Origin of the sequence: Flavobacterium aquatile LMG 4008 = ATCC 11947 (genome assembly GCF_000757385.1) — a bacterium.
Classification (GTDB): Bacteria; Bacteroidota; Bacteroidia; order Flavobacteriales; family Flavobacteriaceae; genus Flavobacterium; species Flavobacterium aquatile.
The window spans coordinates 655,466-674,854 of the sequence record NZ_JRHH01000003.1; the positions used below are offsets into that span (position 1 = coordinate 655,466).

Consider the following 19,389-nt stretch of genomic DNA (forward strand, 5'->3'; position numbering starts at 1 on the left):
AATACTCAAAATTGAATTAATAGAATTGTCTTTAACTTTCAATTAAGGTTTATCTTTTTAATGTAAAGTGCGCACGATGCTCTCTACCATCTTCTCTTTTTACGACAAACCAATAATCATCAGAAATCATTTTGGTACTATTGTAAGTTCCGTCCCAACCAATAGAATTCGGATTTAATACTTTCATAATTTTTCCGTATCTATCAAAAATAGTGACTGTTAGATTAGGTTCATATTGTGAAAATTTAATTCTCCAATAATCATTTGTTCCATCATCATTTGGAGTGAAAAATTTTGGATAGTTTAAAAGTACAACATCTTCATCTATAATTCCGCATTCATCTTTTACGTAAACGGTGTAAAATCCGCTTGTTAATCCACTAAAAGTATTACTAGATTGATAATTAATTCCATCTAAAGAATATAAATAGTTGTCATTTATAGCTGTTGAAACGATAATAATATTTTCGGAATCGGTCCAATCTTGAGTGTCAATTGAGGTGATATTTGCAATTTCAGATTCTACGACTGCAAATGTCTTAGTTGATGAACAAATTATAGAACCATAATTTTTAGTCACAGTAACAGAATAAGTTCCAGCAGTTGAAATTACAATTGATTGAGAACTCGCTCCAGTTGACCAAGAATAACTATTAAAACCCGTTCCTGCGTTTACAATGATATTGCTTGTTTTGCAGATTGGCATAACATCATCTATTGAAATAACTGGCTTTTGAAACAATGATAAATTTAATTCAACTATTTGGTGACAACCATTTGCAGAATCTAATCTTACATAAACTACCGTTGAACCAATAGATAAAGTATAATTTGTGTTTAATTGATTGGTTATAATTTCATTTTCTGCATCATAATAGGACGAATAATAAGTAAAATTCATACCTGTAGTTGAAGCTATAAGATTGGAATTATAGTTGGAAAGTACTACATTTTCTGAACCATCATTTAAATCATCACAAAACGATTGCGAGTAATTATTTGCATTTAAAGTATTTATCAAAGATGCATTTATTATTAATCTACCTACACTTTCACATCCGTTAATTGTTTGTGTTGCAAAATAGGTTGTTCCGTCAACTAGTGCTGTTGAATTCGGTAAAATAGTCGTACTTGCATTGTTTGCATACCAATTTATTGCGGTTCCAGAAACACTGATGTCACTTAATGTTGGATTAGAAGTAGCACAAAATTCTTGACTAGCATTTCCTGTTGGAATAGGAGTATTCTGAATTGAAATTGTCACAGGAACTCTCAAACTTTCACAGCCGTTGATTGTTTGTGATGCATAATAAATTGTTCCATCAATCAAAATTGTTGTATTTGGAAGTAAATTTCCGGACGTTGACGAGTCATACCAGTTGACATTTGTACCAGAAATTAAAACATCATTTATAGTTGCATTTTGTTGAATACAGAATATTTGTGGTGATGTCACTGTTGGAAGTGAATTTGAATTTACCGTAACATTTATAGCGATTCTATTACTTTCACAATTATTAATGGTTTGGGTTGCATAGTAATTTGCACTGGTTAACAGATGATTAGAAGGAAGCTCAATTGTATCGGTAAGTGATGAATACCATTTTATATTTGATCCGCTAGCTATTAGTGTTGAAATTGTGGCATTGTCACTTTCACAGAATACTTGATTACTAATGATTGGCGGATTTGGAGTTTGATTAATAGTAACAGTAACTGCCAATCTTGAACTTTCAGGACAACTTCCATTTTGATTAGCAGCATAGTAAGTTTGACCATTAACAAGTCCTGTAGAACTAGGTAATTGTATTATTGAAGTTAATGAGTTATACCATTTAATTGAGCTTGAGTTAGGTGATAAATTTGCAATAGTTGGATTTTGGGAAGAGCAAAAAGATTGGTTATTACTTGCGTTAGGTGTTGAAGTATTACATGGACCAAGTTTTAAAACAAAACCATCATCAGTTAGTACTCCACTGTGGACTGCATCAAATCCAACAACATTTAATGATGGATCTAAATCTGCATAACCTGCAAAATAACCGCAATAATATTCATTGTTGTTTTTTATTTTAATTCCAGAAAATTTCAAATTGTATATATAGTCATATGGTGTTGGTTGTACATTGGGCTGTCCTAATTTAAAAGCATATTCAAAAATCCTATTTGGATCAAATTTGACCACTAAACTTTCTCCAAATTGAGATTGATATCCATTTAATAAAAATGTGTTTGGTGATGGATCTACATCAACAAGTCCAGAAAAACCAGACGCAAAATAACAGTTGTTATTATCATCTGATTCAATTAAATTAAAGTTGAGGTTATTAAAATACTCTTTGTAGTCAAGAAAATCTCCATTAGAATTTAACCATAATAAAGTATTGTTTGCAACTGTTAAAACTGAATTTGTTGAAGGATCTATATCTGAAGGCGGTGCACTACTATTTCCTCTAATAAACGATATAATGTAATTACCGTTTTGTGATATATGAAATGCAATCGGAATTAAATTTTGAAAACTTTTCTCCCAAATTAGATTACTACTAATGTTGTCAATTTTCATTAGATTTTCTGTATAATCAGAGGTTGATTGGTTGAAAATATGATATAGAACATTTATATTATTGTCTGGACTTATCTTCAATGATTCAAATTCAGTATGCTGATAATCATATGATTTGGACCAAATAATATCAAAATTAGAATTCATTTTTATTATGTGATTTCCCCATCCATTTGCGAATAAATTTAGAGATGAATTTGAATTGTTTAAAACAATATCATCAATGAAATACCCAGTTAAAAAAACATTATTTGAAGAATCTAAATCAAATGAAGAAGCGTGAATTGAAGATTCATTAATACTATTCAAATCTTTAATGCTCTTTACCAACAATTCATTTCCTAATGGATCAAATTTTGTAATTACAATATTGGCATTTGAAATAGTTGTGTTTCCAGAATAATTAGTCAATGACATTAAAGAATAAATATTATTGTCAGAGCCAATTTTTACATCAATAACATAATCTGCGGTATTTCTGATCATGTTAAATACTTTTCCCCAAAGATAGTTTCCATCTGGATCTAATTTTATTAAGTAGCATATATTTCCAGATGTTCCCACTGTATTGTTTTCTATTATCTCTTCAGCTAATCCAGGATTTATATCAAAGTAATATGAAGAGCTTTCTCCTAATAAGTAACTATTTCCTTCATCATCAATATCCATTGCTTTAATTCTATCAGTTTGACCCTGACCAATTTGTTTAGCCCATTGAAAATCTTGAGAAAATGATTCGAAAAAATTTAAACAGCAAAAAAGAAAAAGAATAGTAAGTTTTTTCATTATTTTTTTAACAAATATATAAATCTCAATCGAAAAATAACTTATGTTAATTTTAAATTTAGCTTACTTTTGCAAAACTAATTATTTTCAATTGAAAGATATCCTCTTAATAACGCCACCATTTACCCAACTGAATACTCCTTATCCAGCAACGGCTTATATTAAAGGTTTTTTGAACACTAAAAACATCTCCGCTTTTCAAATGGATTTGGGGATAGAAGTGATTTTAGAATTGTTTTCGAAAGAAGGCTTGACCGATATTTTTTCTTCCAACTTCGAGCTTCCATCTTCCAACTCACAACGAATTTATTCCTTAAAAAACGATTACATAAAAACAATTGATGCTGTAATTGGTTTTCTACAAGGTAAAAATCCAAGTTTAGCAAGACAAATTTGCAGTGTAAATTTTCTTCCCGAAGCGTCTCGTTTTTCACAATTAGACGATATGGAATGGGCTTTTGGAACCATGGGAATGCAAGATAAAGCCAAACATTTAGCCACATTATATCTTGAAGATTTATCCGATTTTATTGTAGAATGTGTTGATGAGAATTTCGGTTTTAGTCGTTATGCCGAGCGTTTGGGCAGAAGTGCTAACTCATTTGATGAATTGTATGCTAATTTGCAAAACGAACCCACTTATATTGATAAAATTACACTCAAAATTTTAAAAGAAAGAGTAGAAGAAGTCCAACCCAAATTAGTCTGTTTTTCGGTTCCATTTCCGGGTAATTTGTATAGCGCTTTTAGAAGTGCACAATTTATAAAAAATAATTTTCCTGATGTAAAAATCGCAATGGGTGGCGGTTTCCCAAATACCGAACTTCGGGATTTAAAAGATAAACGCGTTTTTGAATTTTTCGATTTTATAACTTTGGATGATGGCGAATTGCCAATTGAGTTAGTTCACCAATCAATTTGTCATTCTGAACTTGTTTCAGAATCTCTTTTTAAACGAACTTTTCTGTTACAAAACAACGAAGTAACTTACGTAAACAATACTACAAAACCCGATTATAAACAAAGCGAAGTTGGAACTCCAGATTATTCTGATTTGCAACTTCAAAACTATATTTCGGTGATAGAAATTGCCAATCCAATGCACAGTTTATGGAGCGATGGACGATGGAATAAACTCACCATGGCGCACGGTTGTTATTGGGGAAAATGTACGTTCTGTGATATTTCATTAGATTATATAAAATTATACGAACCCATTGCTGCTAAAACTTTAGTAGATAGAATGGAGGAATTAATTACGCAAACTGGCGAAAACGGATTCCATTTTGTTGACGAAGCCGCGCCTCCAGCATTGATGCGCGAAGTTGCGTTGGAAATCATTAAAAGAAAATTAGTGGTTTCGTGGTGGACGAACATCCGTTTTGAGAAAAGTTTTACTTCCGATTTGTGTGTTCTTCTTAAAGCTTCTGGTTGCATTGCCGTTTCTGGTGGACTGGAAGTAGCATCTGACCGACTTTTGGAACTAATTAAAAAAGGTGTAACGGTAGAACAAGTTGCTCAAGTAACTAGAAATTTCACCGAATCTGGAATTATGGTTCATGCTTATTTAATGTATGGTTATCCTACACAAACCATTCAAGAAACGATTGATAGTTTAGAAATGGTGCGCCAATTATTTGAACTTAGCGTGTTACAAAGTGGTTTTTGGCATCAATTTGCTATGACAGCGCATTCTCCAGTTGGAATGTTTCCTGAAGAATTTGGTGTTATTCCAGAGCAAAACGAAATTACTTTTGCAAATAATGATATTAATTTTAAAGACAAAACTGGAATCAATCACGATAAGTTCAGCTTCGGATTAAAGAAATCGTTGTTCAATTACATGCACGGAATTTGCTTTGATTATGACTTGCAAGATTGGTTTGATTTCAAGATTCCCAATACTAAAATTCCGTCTGATTATATTATTTCTTGTTTAGAGAAAGAACCCGATTTCAATATAAAATCTTCTGCAAAAGTGGTTTGGATAGGAGGAAAACCAACTATTGAAAGCTTTACAAAATCTAAAAAAGGAAACTCTTGGAAGATGATGAAATTGTCGTTTCATGATAAAACCGAATCTTTCGACATTTCATTAGAAGAAGAAAAAGGAAAATGGTTGGTTTCAGCATTAGAAAAAGTTTCTGTTTATAACGAAAATAAAATCACTTTTTCACAATTAAAATCCGATTTTGAAACACAATTTGAAGACTTCGAATTGTTTTGGTATTCTAAACCAATTGCTACTTTAAGAGACTTCGGACTTCTAGTTTTATAATGAATTAAAAAAGCGCGAACCATTTCTGATTCGCGCTTCTCACTTAACTTAAACTATATTAACTTACTATTTTTTAACTACTTTTTCTACTTTACTTCCTTTATCAGATGTTATTTTAAGGAAGTAAACACCACTTTGTCTATTAGAAATATCCAAAATTACTGCATTCGAATTTTGGAATGATTTCTCTAATATTCTACCTTGAATATCATATAATTCTATCGATTCAATAATATTATCTGAAGAAATATTTAAAATTGAACTCGTCGGATTTGGATAAACACTCAAACTAACATCTGGATTAAAACCACCATTATTTAAAGAGGTATAAGTAGTTTCGGCATCATTTGTAATAATTGGTGCGTTGTAATCAAAGAAAATACTTGCTTTTTTAATCACTTGATCTCCAGTTACCAGATTGCTTTTTGATCTAATCTTGAACAACACATTTCCGTGTCCGCCAACAGGTGGATTTCCAGCAACAGCTGCAAGATTTATATTTTGAAAAACAAATTCTACTTTATTTCCATTAATTCTTGCATCCATATTGTGCGATGCGTTCAAAATTTGTAATGATGAAATGTCATATTGTGTGGTGTCAATAATATCTTGAACCACTACATTTTCTGCATAATACGTTCCTGTATTTTCAAAATTAATTACATAATGAAGATAATTTCCAATTTCTGAAGGCGAAACGGTATCACCTTGCAAACAAGTAATATCATTTGGATCATAAGAACCAACAACCGTTTGATTGAAAACAAAAGTATTATCGGCAGGAATTTCATCACCAACAATTGGAGTAATTGTAGTTGTAAAAGTCAAAATATCACCAATGTTTACAGCTGGAGTTTCCACTGGAGAATTTACATTTAAAACCAATCCGATGCTTCTATTTTCAAAAGGTTGTAGGTTGCTGTAATTCCAATTAATTATTCCAGTTGTTTGCGATGTTGGAGCTGTTGTAGCCGAAACATAATCTAAAACGGAATCGTTATAATTTAAAGTTAAAGTTCCTGACAAAGTTTGGTTTCCTTTATTTTTGTAAACCAATTCATAACTCGCGTTAAATCCTGGTCGAGCTGCATCAATTGGTGCCAAAACCACTTCAACGTCAGGATGTGAACCATTTGGAGTAATACAAATATTTTGAAGAATAGTTAAATCGTTTATTGTATTGCTATCAATATCAATTGGTGAAATGTTGAAATAAGTTGGATTTTCTAAATTGGGTGCTAACTGATAAATTCCTGGAAAAGTGGTGAATAAATTATAAATTCCTAATCCGTTTGTATAAACAGAGGTATTTGTAGAAACTCCGTTTAAACTTATATTCAAACCTAAATAAGGCATTGTCGAATCGGATGAATTACAACCATTATTATTTGAATCAATGATTGCGGTTCCAGTAATGGTATTAAAATTGCCACCTGGATTAAATGTACAAAAACTGTTTATTGTAATTAGTGGATAACTTGCAGCGATTGTTGGAATTTGATTGTCATCGGCACATATGTAAGTAAGATTTGGGCAACCTAACAAGCTATCAGCGTTCAATTCGTTCACACCATTTTTTATAAATAAGGTTTGTAAGTTTGGATTATTTAAAAGAGAAAGTATATTTAAACTAGAATTCATGCTACAATCTAAAGTTGTCAATAAATTATTCAAGCAACGTAACTGTGATAAATTACTATTTTGAGATATATCAAGAGATGAAATTTGATTATTACTGCAATCCAAATAGGAAAGCCCTATTAAATTTGATGTGTTTAAACTCGTCAAATTATTATTAAAACAGTATAGCTCAAACAATAATGTATTTGCACCAAATTGTAAGTTAGTTATTTGATTATGATTTAAATAGAGCATCTCTAATAAAGGCAAAGTTGAAACATTTAAACTAGTTAATGCGTTAAAAGAACAAAAGAAGTTTTTCAAATTTACATTTGTACTTACATTTAAGTTGGTTAATTGATTACTGCTGCAATCTAAATATTCTAATAAAGTTAAATTAGTAGTATTTAAAGCAACGATTGTGTTATTCTTCACATCTAAATTTCTTAAATTAATATTTGTAGAAACATCTAAAGTATTTAAATCATTTAAAGAACAATATAGATTTTGTAAATTAGATAATCCATTAACTGATAATGTAGTTAGTGAGTTATTAGAACAAAATAAATCAAGTAAAGTATTGATACTAGTAAGATTTAAGGTGACAATTTGATTATTGGAACAATTAAATTTCTTTAAATTTGAAAATCCTGCAATTCCTGTGACATCAATAATATTGGCATTTTCAACATTCAATGAATCAATTACAGCAGCTTCTGTAAACTGAATTTCGTTATCATTATTAGCATCAATTTTTACATAACCACTTCCAGAATAAGCTACTTGATTGGTCGGACTTGAAGTGAGTAATTTAGCTTTAAAATTGGAATCTGGAAAAATTATAATATTGGCAGAATCCGTTACATTTAAAACAAAACTTGCTACATCAAAACATCCATAAATATTTTGAGCATTTACCCAAATTACTTGATTGTTTGTTCCTGTAAATGCAGTTGGAGTTGGTAACTGGTTTATTTGAGCATAAGCATCTGCTTCTGAAGTGTAATAGGCAACATTTGTACTAGGATTTCCATTAGTAATGTAATCACTTTGTAAAGTCAAATTAAAAGTAGCAACTCCATCAGTAGGATTTTCATAAACTGTTAAGTTCGGAATTGGTGTTGTTATTAAAGGAATTGGTCTTACCCTTATAGTCAAAAATGTAGTAGAAAAAACACTTGAATTTGCATTTTCTTCAACTCTAACAGCGACAGTTTGTATAAAAGGGGATGTGTTTATATACGGACTTAAAATTCCCGTACCATCCATTTCAGCGTCAAAAATATTTTCATGGTAAGAAACTGTATATAAACTTGATGATAGTGAACCCAATATTTCTGAGTTTTTAGAATCAAGATTAAATACTCCAAAACCATCATTATTGTCATCACAAACTTCTAATGATGTTGGATTGTTTATTGGAATTGGATTACTATTATTAACAATTAAATCAAAACTTGTAATGGAAGAGCAACCAGTTGCAGGATCAATAACTCTTACTCCAATAGTTTGAGGATTTGAAGAATTAATATAATTTGAAGGATTAGCTATTGGATTTGTTCCATTTTGGGCATCGAGTAAAGAACTGTAAAATTCAATAATTACATTACTTCCTTGTGATATTTCTGGTATTTTAGTAGTCAAATCAAACAAAGCAAATCCATCATAAGGCGAATCATTTACTGTGTAATTTGAAGGTGAAACAAAAGTAGGTAAAGGATTTACTATTAATTGCAAAGTTGTAGTAGAGAATTCACTTGTTGCTACTTCAGTAACTCTTACATAAACTGTTTGATTGAAGGGAACCATATTGAAATATCCTGTAACACCCGTTATTTCATTTGTACCATTATTGGAATCTATTAGAGTGGGATAATATTGAACGGTGTGACCACTTGCTGATAAAGCTCCTAATATTTCAGAGTTTTTTGTAGATAAATCAAATACTGCAAATCCATCATTATTATCATCACAAATTTGTAAAGGAGTTGGATTAGTAATTGGAAATGGATTATCGTTAACGATTAAATCAAAATTTGTAATTGAAAAACAACCAGTTACTGGATCATTAATTGTAGCCCAAATAGTTTGAGGATTTGAAATATTCATATAAACATTACCATTGGAAATAGGATTAGCACCAGCTTGAGCACTAGTAAAAGTTTCATAAAAAGATATAACATAATTTGGGTCTGTTGTTATTAAAGGAATTTGAGATTGTAAATCAAATACTGATGTTCCATCAGGATCATTTTGAATTAAATCTGATGGTGTGTTAAATGTTGGTAATGCTCCAATAGTAACTAAAAAACTTCCTTCACTTGTGCAGTTAGGAGTTGTACCAGATTGAGCTAAAATATAAATGGTTTGTGTTGATGTAATTAATGTTCCTGCAGGGATTTCTGTTGCTGGATTTCCACCTGACACTGAATGATAACTTTGTCCAAAAGGTAAAGCAGGAAGTGTATAGGCTTGACATGCTATTACATTTGATGGATTTGGTGTAACAGGTGTTGCGATAATTGTTACAACAAAACTTTCTTCAGCTGTACATAATGGATTTGTACCAGATTGTGCTAAAATATAAATCGTTTGCGTTGATGTAATTGCATCTCCAGCAAATAATATTGTTCCAGTACCATTTGGACCAGTAAAATAATTCTGATTTGATGGTAAAGCCGGAAGAATATAAGCGTCGCAAACGGTCAAATTGACTGGTGTAGGTGAAATAATTGGCAAAGGATTTACAACCAATTCTAATACTGCTGTAGAAGGATTGGCAGGATCAGAATTTTCTATAACTCTAACATAAACAACCTGATTAAATGGATTGATATTACTGTAATTACTTCCTAACGAATTAACCCCAATCGTCGCATCAGTAAATGTTTCATGATACGAAATAGTATGATTTGAAGCTAATAAAGAACCTAAAATCTCAGCATTCTTTGAGGTTAAATTAAAAACAGATAAACCATCGCTATCATTATCACAAACCGATAACGGAGTTGGATTGGTAATTGCTGGTTGCGCATAGCATAAGCTCGTTGCAAATAATAGAATAATTAATAGCGTTTTCATAGTTTGTGATTTTATAATGTGTTTGGTCATAGTTTTGTTTTTAATAATCTTAAATCTAAAGTGCTTTTATCAATTCTTGTAATTTCTCTTTCTTGCTTTGCGCCAACGGAATGTTACTGTTGTCAGCCATAATTACATAACCGCCATCGCTTTTTATGTACGATTTCAAATAAGATAAATTAATTAAATGCGATTGATGAATGCGTTCAAATCCGTGTTCTGTGAGCATTTCTTCATATTCTTTAAGCGTTCTAGAAATTAAAAGCGGTTTATGATTTTTAATAAAAAACTCGGTATAATTTCCTTTGGCTTCGCATCGAATAATATCCGAAACTTCAAACAAATGAATACCATCACTGGTTGATAATGCAATTCGCTTAAAATTATCTACCTTTTTTCGGATGTTTTCTAACAATAAATCGATGTGCTCAAACGAGTTACTTTTTCCAACGGCTTCTTTTATTTTGGCAATCGTATTTTGCAATTCTTCTGGATCGACTGGTTTTAATATAAAATCCAATGCGCTAAATTTGAATGCTTTCAAAGCATATTGCTCGTGCGCCGTGATAAAAATAATATGTGCCGATGTTTTGCCTTTAGTTTTTGCCAATTGCTCCAAAATATCAAACCCAGTTCCATCCGACAAATGAATGTCTAAAAAGATAACTTGTGGTTGCAATTGCTCCAAAGTTGCTACGCCAGTTTTTACACTTTCGGCTTCACCAATGATGTTTATTTCATTTGTATAGCGTTGCAAAAGTGCTTTTAAACCTTCACGCAAATGCTTGTCATCGTCTATTAATACTGCTGTAATCATATTTTTAGTGATTAGTGATTAGTGAAAAGTGATTAGTCTGCTAACTGATCACTGAACACTGCCAACTATTGTATATATTGTATTGGTAATCGTAATGTTACTATTGTTCCGTTATTATCTGTAATTTCTATTTGTGCCGATTTTGAAATCGTGGCTTCCATAATTTCCAATCGTTTTTTAGTAATTTCCAGTGCCATCGATTGGTGTGCTGTAACCGAATTATGTTTCATTTCTTTCGATTTTGAAATCCCAATTCCGTCGTCTTTTATCGTGCAGACTAGTTGATTGTTTTGTACATCAAAACTCACTTCAATCTTCCCATTTCCTTCTTTTGGAACCATGCCGTGCAAGATAGCATTTTCTACAAATGGCTGAATCAATAACGGCGGTAATCCCATGTTAAATTCGACTTTTTCAGATGATTTTATCGAAAATTCAAACTTGTTATGAAAACGCAATTGCTCTAATTCTAAATAATTTTGCAAACTTTCTACTTCTTTATCAATCGGAATTAAAGCACCTTTTGAATATTCCAATGTCAATCGCATCAACTTAGAAAATTTAGATAAATATTTCAATGCCGAATCGGTTCCATTCTGAACAATAAAACTTGAAATCGATCCTAAACAATTGAATACGAAGTGTGGATTCATCTGTAAATGCAAAGCTTTCTGTTCATATTCGGCAACTTCTTTTTGCAATGTTAAACGTCTTTTTATTTGTCTTCTATTAAAAATTACAAATACCAAACTGATTAAAAGCAACGTTCCGATTACTGAAAATAAAGCAAACTGACTTTGACGCTTATTTTTTTCTATTAAAAGCGCTTCCTTTTTTTGGTATTCAAAATCCATTTCGGCACGAAGAAACTTTTCGTTGTTTTCCTGATTGGTAATGCTGTCGCGTGCCACAATATAATTTTTGTAATGAAATAACGACTGCGTTGGATTGTTCTGAACAGCATACAATTCACTCATCAATTTCTCCGAATGAAAGGTTTGATCCAGAACGCCAATTTCCTTTGCATAAGACAATGATTTTGATGCAAATGGCATAGCTTCACCATATTTTTTTTGATCAAAATAAAGTTGTCCTAAATTATATAAAGCCAATGAAGCCCCAAATTTATTCTGCATTTCTTCATACAAATTCAACGATTTTGTATAATAAGAAATTGCTTTTTCCGAATCTTTCTGCTTATTGTAAAAATCTCCTAAATAGTTATTTAATAAAGCAAAACCACGTTTATTATCTATTTTAATAAAGTATTCCTGAGCTTTTTTGTAGTAATTTAAAGCTTCTTTATTGTTTCCGTTTTCAAAGTAAATAACACCAATGTTGGTTAAAGTCACAGCAACGGTTTGTTCTCCAATTTCTTCCTGAATTTTTAGCGCTTTCTTTAAATATTCAAGTGCTTTGGTGTTGTTTCCTTGCGATTTATATACAATTCCAATATTATTATAAGCTTTCGAAATACTATTCTTCTGATCGATTTCTTGATATAACTTCAACGCTTTTTGATAATTCTCTAAAGCCATGTAATAATTATTTTCTTCCGAAAAAACTACACCAGAACTTGCATAAGCGCGCGCCAAACCATTTTTAAGTTGCTTATTATTAGAATCATCTTCTAATAAAGATTGATATGAAATTTGCGCCTGACGAAAATCAGTAAGCGCATTTTTATAATTCCCTAGAATAATATTCGAATTTCCTTTGTTGATGTACGAATTGGCTAACCCAAATCCATATCCAATTTTCTTAGAAAGAACAGTTGCCTTTTGAGCATAAAAAGCAGTCGAATCGGGATTGGTTTCTTTAAATTTATCGGCTAAGTTGTTGTAAAGATTTACTTTAGCAGTATCAATTTTTACAACTTTCAAAACTCTTTTCAAACTATCAACAGCAGTATTTTGCGAATAGCTAATACTACTGAAAGCAATTGTGAAAAGAAGTATAATCTTGTGGAGCGTATTTTTCAAAACATTTCATTTAACTTATCTCTACAAATATATAGTAAGTTTTTAGTAAATTTTATCTCACCTATTATTCTAATGGTTTGACTTATTATTTATGCATTTATGATTACAATTTCAAAATAGCTATATTAAATTACCAATTTTAATCCAAAATTTAGTTCACGAAAACGTTTTCTTTGTTTATTTTTACGGTCAAATTTAAATTAAGTCGTATGAGTAATTCGTATCAACTTTCGGTAAACAACACTGCTTCGTTTGATTTATCAGAAAGTGACCTTAAAAACCTTGACGCTGTTAGCATGGATAAAACTAAATTCCATGTACTAAAAGATAGTAAACCATACAAAGCCGAAATCATAGCAACCGATTTCATAGCTAAAAAATACACTATAAAAGTGAACAACAACACTTATGAAGTTGCTATTTCAGATGCTTTAGATATTCTCATAAAAAGTATGGGAATTGAAATTGGTAAAACCAAAGTTGTGAATGCTATAAAAGCACCAATGCCAGGTTTGATTCTAGAAATTAGTGTAGAAGTTGGACAAACAGTTAAAGAAAATGATCCATTATTGATTCTAGAAGCCATGAAAATGGAAAACAGTTTTCTATCACCAAGAGATGGAATTATAAAGTCAATTGCTGTTGAAAAAGGAAATGCTGTCGATAAAGGACAATTGTTAATCGAATTCGAATAATCATGAAAAAAATAACCAAAATATTAGTTGCCAATCGTGGTGAAATTGCCATCAGGGTAATGAAAACTGCCAAAAAAATGGGTATCAAAACGGTAGCTGTTTTTTCAACTGCCGACAGAAATGCGCTTCACGTGAAATATGCTGACGAAGCTGTTTGCATTGGTGAAGCCGCATCAAGTCAGTCGTATTTACGAGGCGATAAAATCATTGAAGTTTGTAAAGAATTAGGTGTTGATGCCGTGCATCCAGGTTACGGATTTTTAAGTGAAAATTCAGCTTTTGCCGAAGCTTGTGAAAAAAACAACATCATTTTCATCGGGCCAAAATCGAAAGCTATTGAAATGATGGGAAGCAAATTGGCAGCAAAAGAAGCTGTAAAACATTATAATATTCCGATGGTTCCTGGAACTGAGGAAGCCATTACCGATATTGAAGAAGCTAAGAAAATTGCAACCAAAATTGGTTTTCCAATACTGATAAAAGCATCTGCTGGCGGTGGCGGAAAAGGAATGCGTGTGGTTGAAAAAGAAGAAGATTTTGTTTCTCAAATGGACAGAGCAATTTCTGAAGCTACAAATGCTTTTGGCGACGGATCGGTTTTTATAGAAAAATATGTAACCAAACCACGTCATATCGAAATCCAAATTATGGCCGATAGTTATGACAATGTGTTGTATATTTTTGAAAGAGAATGCAGCATTCAACGCCGCCATCAAAAAGTAGTTGAAGAAGCACCATCATCAATTTTAACTCCAGAAAAACGTAAAGAAATGGGTGAAGCAGCTGTAAAAGTAGCTCGTGCATGTGATTATCTTGGCGCTGGAACGGTAGAATTTTTAATGGATGGAGATCTTAATTTCTACTTTCTTGAAATGAATACGCGTTTGCAAGTAGAACATCCGGTAACGGAAATGATTTCTGGTTTGGATTTAGTAGAGTTGCAAATAAAAGTCGCTCAAGGAGAAGTTTTAGATATTAAACAAGAAGATTTGCAAATAAAAGGTCACGCCATGGAACTTCGTGTTTATGCCGAAGATTCTATGAATGATTTCCTTCCAAATGTCGGATTTTTAAGCACTTATAAATTACCTGAAGGCGAAGGAATTCGTGTTGATAATGGAATTGAAGAAGGAATGGATGTGCCAATTTATTACGATCCAATGCTTTCTAAATTGGTAACTTACGGAAAAACTCGTGAGGAATCTATCGAACTAATGATTAAAGCAATCGATAATTATCATGTTGAAGGTGTTGCAACAACATTGCCTTTCGGAAAATTTGTTATGGAACACGAGGCATTTCGTTCAGGTGATTTCGATACTGGTTTTGTAAAATCATATTACAATCCAGAAAAAATGAAAGCCAATTTAGATGTTGAAGCAGAAATTGCTGCTATGATAGCATTGAAACAATATATTTCTGATAAACAAATCCTAAGGTTACCAAATTAAAGTATTAAGATTTAAGAATTAAGTAATAAAACAAAAGTTTAGCTTGAAACTTGAAACCTTAAACTTGAAACAAAAAGTAAAATGGAAGATAAAATTAAAATATTAAACGATAAAATTGCTCTTGCCAAATTAGGCGGAGGCGAAAAACGTATTGCCAAGCAACATTCTAATAAAAAATTGACGGCTCGCGAACGAGTTGAATATCTTTTAGACGAAGGTTCATTTGAAGAAATCGGAATGTTAGTAACACACCGAACCACCGATTTCGGAATGGAGAAAGAAGTGTATTATGGTGACGGAGTTGTAACAGGTTACGGAACAATTAATGGAAGAATTGTGTATGTTTTTGCACAAGATTTCACTGTTTTTGGTGGTTCATTATCTGAAACACATGCTGAGAAGATCTGTAAAGTTATGGATATGGCACTAAAAAGTGGCGCACCTATGATTGGACTAAACGATTCTGGTGGCGCACGTATTCAAGAAGGTGTGCGATCGCTTGGCGGTTATGCCGATATTTTTTATAGAAACGTGCAATCTAGTGGAGTGATTCCGCAAATATCTGCCATTATGGGACCATGTGCTGGTGGTGCGGTTTATTCACCTGCAATGACCGATTTTACAATGATGGTGGAAGGAAGTAGTTATATGTTTGTTACTGGACCAAATGTGGTGAAAACGGTTACTAATGAAGAAGTTACTTCAGAAGAATTGGGTGGTGCAAGTACGCATTCTACCAAATCTGGTGTGGCGCATATTACTTCTCCAAACGGAATTGAATGTCTAGAAGATATCAAGAAGTTGTTAAGTTATATGCCACAAAATAACAGAGAAACGACGCCTAAATTACCTTACACGCCAAACGATGAAATTCGTGAGAAACTGGACACTATTATTCCAGAAAATGCGAACAAACCGTATGATATGCATGATGTGATTTCGAATATTATTGATGAAGATTCATTTTTCGAAATTCATAAGGATTATGCCGAAAATATTGTGGTTGGTTTTGCACGATTAGGTGGAAGAAGCATCGGAATTGTGGCCAATAATCCGAAATATTTGGCTGGTTGCTTGGATGTTAAGAGTTCGATAAAAGGTGCTCGATTTGTACGTTTCTGTGACTGTTTTAATATTCCGTTGTTGGTTTTAGAAGATGTTCCTGGTTTCTTACCTGGAACCGATCAAGAATGGAACGGAATTATCATGCATGGAGCCAAATTATTATACGCATTTAGCGAAGCAACAGTACCGAGAGTTACTGTAATTACCAGAAAAGCTTATGGTGGCGCGTATGATGTAATGAATTCGAAACACATTGGTGCCGACATGAATTTTGCTTGGCCAAGTGCCGAAATTGCAGTTATGGGAGCAAAAGGTGCCTCTGAAATTATCTTCAAAAAAGAGATAAGTGAAGCACAAAATCCAGCAGAGAAATTGCTTGAAAAAGAGGCAGAATATGCTGAGTTATTTGCAAATCCTTACACAGCAGCGCAACGCGGATTTATTGATGAGGTAATTTTACCACACGATACGAGAAGAAAATTGATGAAAGCTTTCAGTATGTTAGAAAATAAAGTGGTTGATGTTCCTAAAAGGAAACACGGAAATATACCGTTGTAGTTGATATAAGTTTAAAAAACCGTTTTGTACTGCAAAACGGTTTTTTATGTTGATTTTGATTAATTGACCAATAATGGCGAGTAGCCATAAACAGCTTTTTTTAACGTTCTGGCGCTACACGAGGTTTGGGATTTAAGAAGCGAGATTTTTCGGTTAAACACAAATTTTCCAAGTACAAAACCATCTTTAAATTCAACCTAATGCCCAAATCTCATGTAACGGCTGTTAGCCGACGTTTTTTTTTGTTAGTTTCATTTTTTCTTTTTTGAACAAGCTTGTTTTTCTTCTAAGGTAATAAAGTGAGTAACCAATAGAAAGAAATCCTGCAATCAATCCAATATAAATTAAGACACTTTCTTTTTTCTCATACTCCTTTTTGTCAAGTAACACAATTCCATTTCTTTCAATTTGTATCAAATCTATGTTTACATTTTCAGAGTCATTATTGTTTTCTTTATAGTAAACCGTTAATTTGTCATTTGTATTTATTTTAGAAATCAAGTCATCGTATTCTTTTGACATTCTATAAACTCCAATTTTTTCATTCAAGTTTTTCAGCTTTATATAAAACACTTTAGATCTTTTTCCTTTACTACCGTGTCTGTAATCTATTCCTCTATTCTCAACCTGACTTGTTATTTTGTCAACATTATTAAGATTGATATTTTGTTTTTCAAAACCAATTTTTGCAAGAAAAAAATAAAGAAAAGAAAAAGAAAATAAAAATATAAAACTTATAATTTCTTTTGTTTTTTGGTTAATTTTTAACATTCCTATTTCGTTTTTTTAAACTGACGGCTAACGTGCCGCGGCTTCGCGACTGTTGCGATGCCAGCGAACTGAGTACTTTCTGCTAAGATAAAATATTTTCGTGAAGAAAGAAGTTTAATTCAAGAAAAACTAGCAATAGCGCGAAACCGCTGTTATAGGACGTTTTTTAGTTTGTTGGGTCTAATCCGTACATAAAATTATTCAGTTGCCCATCCGAACTTTCAAGCCCGACAATATCCATAAGCTCTTCAAAATAAGCGCAAACTCTTTCTCTATCTTCTGTGTCGATTTCTAAATAAATACTTTTAAATCTATCCAAACCTTTCCCTATGGCATTCTGATAATCTTCGTCAGTAGCGTTTCCATTTTGCGCAATTTTTTCAAAGTCTTCGGCTGCCAAATTAATTTTCTCAGTTAAAATTGGTTTCAATTTTTCGTCACCAATTCCAGGATATAAGATTTTCATATCTTCTACAAACTTTTCTTTTGCTTTAAATTTTTCAAATTTTTCCATCGCTTTATTTGGCGTCTTTATTTGTTTTTGTCCACAAGCAGTAAACATAAAAAACAGAAGTACTAAAAATATGCTTATTGTCTTTTTCATGCGGTTTTTAAAAATATCCTATAACGTCCCTTGGCTTGCATTCAGTGACTTTTTTGAACACTGACGCTAACAAATATACCGAAAACTTTGAAAGAAAAAACGCTTTAAAAAAGAAAAAATTTTGACCGATTAGTTTCCCGATAAGTCCCAAGCCAAGCCATTGATGCAAACCAATGTTATATGACGTTTTTATCTTATTCTTTTAAATATTTCTGCTTTTAATTCTTCCATATTTTGTCTCTCAAATAAAGTATCTAACATTCCTATATATGATTCGTCAGTACAACTTACATATTTTTGAGCTTGTTTATATACTACAGCGTCCACCAGCATTCTTAAATATGATGGAAATTCACTTCTGCGGTTTGCTTTAATAAATAATCTATTGCCTGATAATGGAAATAAATAGTCATCTTCATAGACTTTCGGATTTTCACTTTCAAAGATTATTGGACTGTCTGAACATAGAAACGGTAAATTTTCATGACTTTCCAATATTGAATATGGCGTTCTACAATTAACTCCACGAACTGAATCCATTAAAGAATTATAGAATTTAAAACCTTTAACAAATTCTGGATTGTTTTTGATTTTTTCTTCTGTTGCTATTTGTCGCTCTCCACTTTTATCTATAACTTTTAACCCTAAACTTTCTAAATCACTATTTTTTAGAATTTTTTCGAGTTCATTTGTACGATGTGGTAATCTCCAATACATTAGGCTTACAAAGTGATTCATTCTTGGCATGTCGTCATCCGTAACACTATAGTTGGTTGTGTAATCTGACTGGTTAATTCTTTCAATTAATGTCGACATCTCATTGTCAAACTCCGCATAACTAGACTCTATGTAATCATTTTTTTTATCCCCAAATATTACTGTATTAGCATCTTTCTCAAAAAAGAAAGATTCTGGTGAGAATTCTTTTCCATTTTTCAAGAAGCGTTTTTCTTGAACATTGAAGATTTTTAAAAGTTTAGAATTCTTGGTAAAACCTTTAAGGTAGAAAATAGGTAGATAATGATGTCTCCAGGAAATATTATTCATTTGCACAAAACTTCTAAAATGGCATACAACTTGTATATATAAGCCATAAATCACACATATCTACCCTT

Annotated in this window: 11 protein-coding genes; 4 read left to right on the forward strand and 7 right to left on the reverse strand. The window is 31.9% G+C overall.

Annotated elements, in window-relative coordinates:
* Positions 1–49 precede the first annotated feature (49 nt).
* Positions 50–3,352 (reverse strand): T9SS type B sorting domain-containing protein, encoded by a 3,303-nt coding sequence (locus LG45_RS08985; RefSeq protein WP_035126318.1) that lies wholly within the window; start codon positions 3,350–3,352, stop codon positions 50–52.
* Positions 3,353–3,395: 43 nt separating this feature from the next.
* On the opposite strand from LG45_RS08985, the gene LG45_RS08990 reads away from it, so the two are divergent.
* On the forward strand, positions 3,396–5,630 hold the full coding sequence (locus LG45_RS08990) for a B12-binding domain-containing radical SAM protein (protein WP_052087535.1): 2,235 nt from the start codon (positions 3,396–3,398) through the stop codon (positions 5,628–5,630).
* Positions 5,631–5,696: 66 nt separating this feature from the next.
* Here the strand turns inward: LG45_RS08990 and LG45_RS16090 are convergent, their stop codons facing one another.
* The 3 genes from LG45_RS16090 to LG45_RS09005 all read right to left on the reverse strand — a co-directional run bounded on the left by LG45_RS16090 (position 5,697) and on the right by LG45_RS09005 (position 13,130).
* Complete coding sequence (locus LG45_RS16090; RefSeq protein WP_165570801.1) at positions 5,697–10,331, reverse strand: DUF7619 domain-containing protein; 4,635 nt, start codon at positions 10,329–10,331, stop codon at positions 5,697–5,699.
* Positions 10,332–10,386: 55 nt separating this feature from the next.
* Complete coding sequence (locus LG45_RS09000) at positions 10,387–11,148, reverse strand: LytR/AlgR family response regulator transcription factor (RefSeq protein ID WP_035126320.1); 762 nt, start codon at positions 11,146–11,148, stop codon at positions 10,387–10,389.
* A gap of 65 nt (positions 11,149–11,213) precedes the next feature.
* Complete coding sequence (locus tag LG45_RS09005) at positions 11,214–13,130, reverse strand: tetratricopeptide repeat-containing sensor histidine kinase (RefSeq protein ID WP_035126322.1); 1,917 nt, start codon at positions 13,128–13,130, stop codon at positions 11,214–11,216.
* Positions 13,131–13,339: 209 nt separating this feature from the next.
* On the opposite strand from LG45_RS09005, the gene LG45_RS09010 reads away from it, so the two are divergent.
* From LG45_RS09010 to LG45_RS09020, 3 genes are all read left to right on the forward strand, one after another.
* Positions 13,340–13,825, forward strand: a complete 486-nt coding sequence (locus LG45_RS09010; protein WP_035126323.1) for an acyl-CoA carboxylase biotin carboxyl carrier protein subunit — start codon at positions 13,340–13,342, stop codon at positions 13,823–13,825.
* Positions 13,826–13,836: 11 nt separating this feature from the next.
* Positions 13,837–15,276 (forward strand): acetyl-CoA carboxylase biotin carboxylase subunit, encoded by a 1,440-nt coding sequence (locus LG45_RS09015; protein WP_035126757.1) that lies wholly within the window; start codon positions 13,837–13,839, stop codon positions 15,274–15,276.
* An 81-nt stretch (positions 15,277–15,357) separates the two neighbouring features.
* On the forward strand, positions 15,358–16,899 hold the full coding sequence (locus tag LG45_RS09020; RefSeq protein WP_035126326.1) for an acyl-CoA carboxylase subunit beta: 1,542 nt from the start codon (positions 15,358–15,360) through the stop codon (positions 16,897–16,899).
* Positions 16,900–17,124: 225 nt separating this feature from the next.
* Here the strand turns inward: LG45_RS09020 and LG45_RS09025 are convergent, their stop codons facing one another.
* The 3 genes from LG45_RS09025 to LG45_RS09035 all read right to left on the reverse strand — a co-directional run bounded on the left by LG45_RS09025 (position 17,125) and on the right by LG45_RS09035 (position 19,321).
* On the reverse strand, positions 17,125–17,670 hold the full coding sequence (locus LG45_RS09025) for a hypothetical protein (protein ID WP_035126328.1): 546 nt from the start codon (positions 17,668–17,670) through the stop codon (positions 17,125–17,127).
* Between the two features lie 166 nt (positions 17,671–17,836).
* Complete coding sequence (locus tag LG45_RS09030; protein ID WP_035126330.1) at positions 17,837–18,274, reverse strand: DUF4844 domain-containing protein; 438 nt, start codon at positions 18,272–18,274, stop codon at positions 17,837–17,839.
* Between the two features lie 189 nt (positions 18,275–18,463).
* Positions 18,464–19,321 carry a DUF4238 domain-containing protein gene (locus LG45_RS09035; protein WP_035126332.1) on the reverse strand — a complete coding sequence of 286 codons (858 nt, stop codon included), beginning with the start codon at positions 19,319–19,321 and terminating at the stop codon, positions 18,464–18,466.
* Positions 19,322–19,389: the final 68 nt, after the last annotated feature.

Coding starts and splice junctions, on each gene's coding strand:
- LG45_RS08985 (WP_035126318.1), bottom strand. CDS start 3,352: ATGAAAAAACTTACTATTCTTTTTCTTTTTTGCTGTTTAAATTTTTTC.
- LG45_RS08990 (WP_052087535.1), top strand. CDS start 3,396: ATGTTAATTTTAAATTTAGCTTACTTTTGCAAAACTAATTATTTTCAA.
- LG45_RS16090 (WP_165570801.1), bottom strand. CDS start 10,331: ATGAAAACGCTATTAATTATTCTATTATTTGCAACGAGCTTATGCTAT.
- LG45_RS09000 (WP_035126320.1), bottom strand. CDS start 11,148: ATGATTACAGCAGTATTAATAGACGATGACAAGCATTTGCGTGAAGGT.
- LG45_RS09010 (WP_035126323.1), top strand. CDS start 13,340: ATGAGTAATTCGTATCAACTTTCGGTAAACAACACTGCTTCGTTTGAT.
- LG45_RS09020 (WP_035126326.1), top strand. CDS start 15,358: ATGGAAGATAAAATTAAAATATTAAACGATAAAATTGCTCTTGCCAAA.
- LG45_RS09025 (WP_035126328.1), bottom strand. CDS start 17,670: ATGTTAAAAATTAACCAAAAAACAAAAGAAATTATAAGTTTTATATTT.
- LG45_RS09030 (WP_035126330.1), bottom strand. CDS start 18,274: ATGAAAAAGACAATAAGCATATTTTTAGTACTTCTGTTTTTTATGTTT.
- LG45_RS09035 (WP_035126332.1), bottom strand. CDS start 19,321: ATGAATAATATTTCCTGGAGACATCATTATCTACCTATTTTCTACCTT.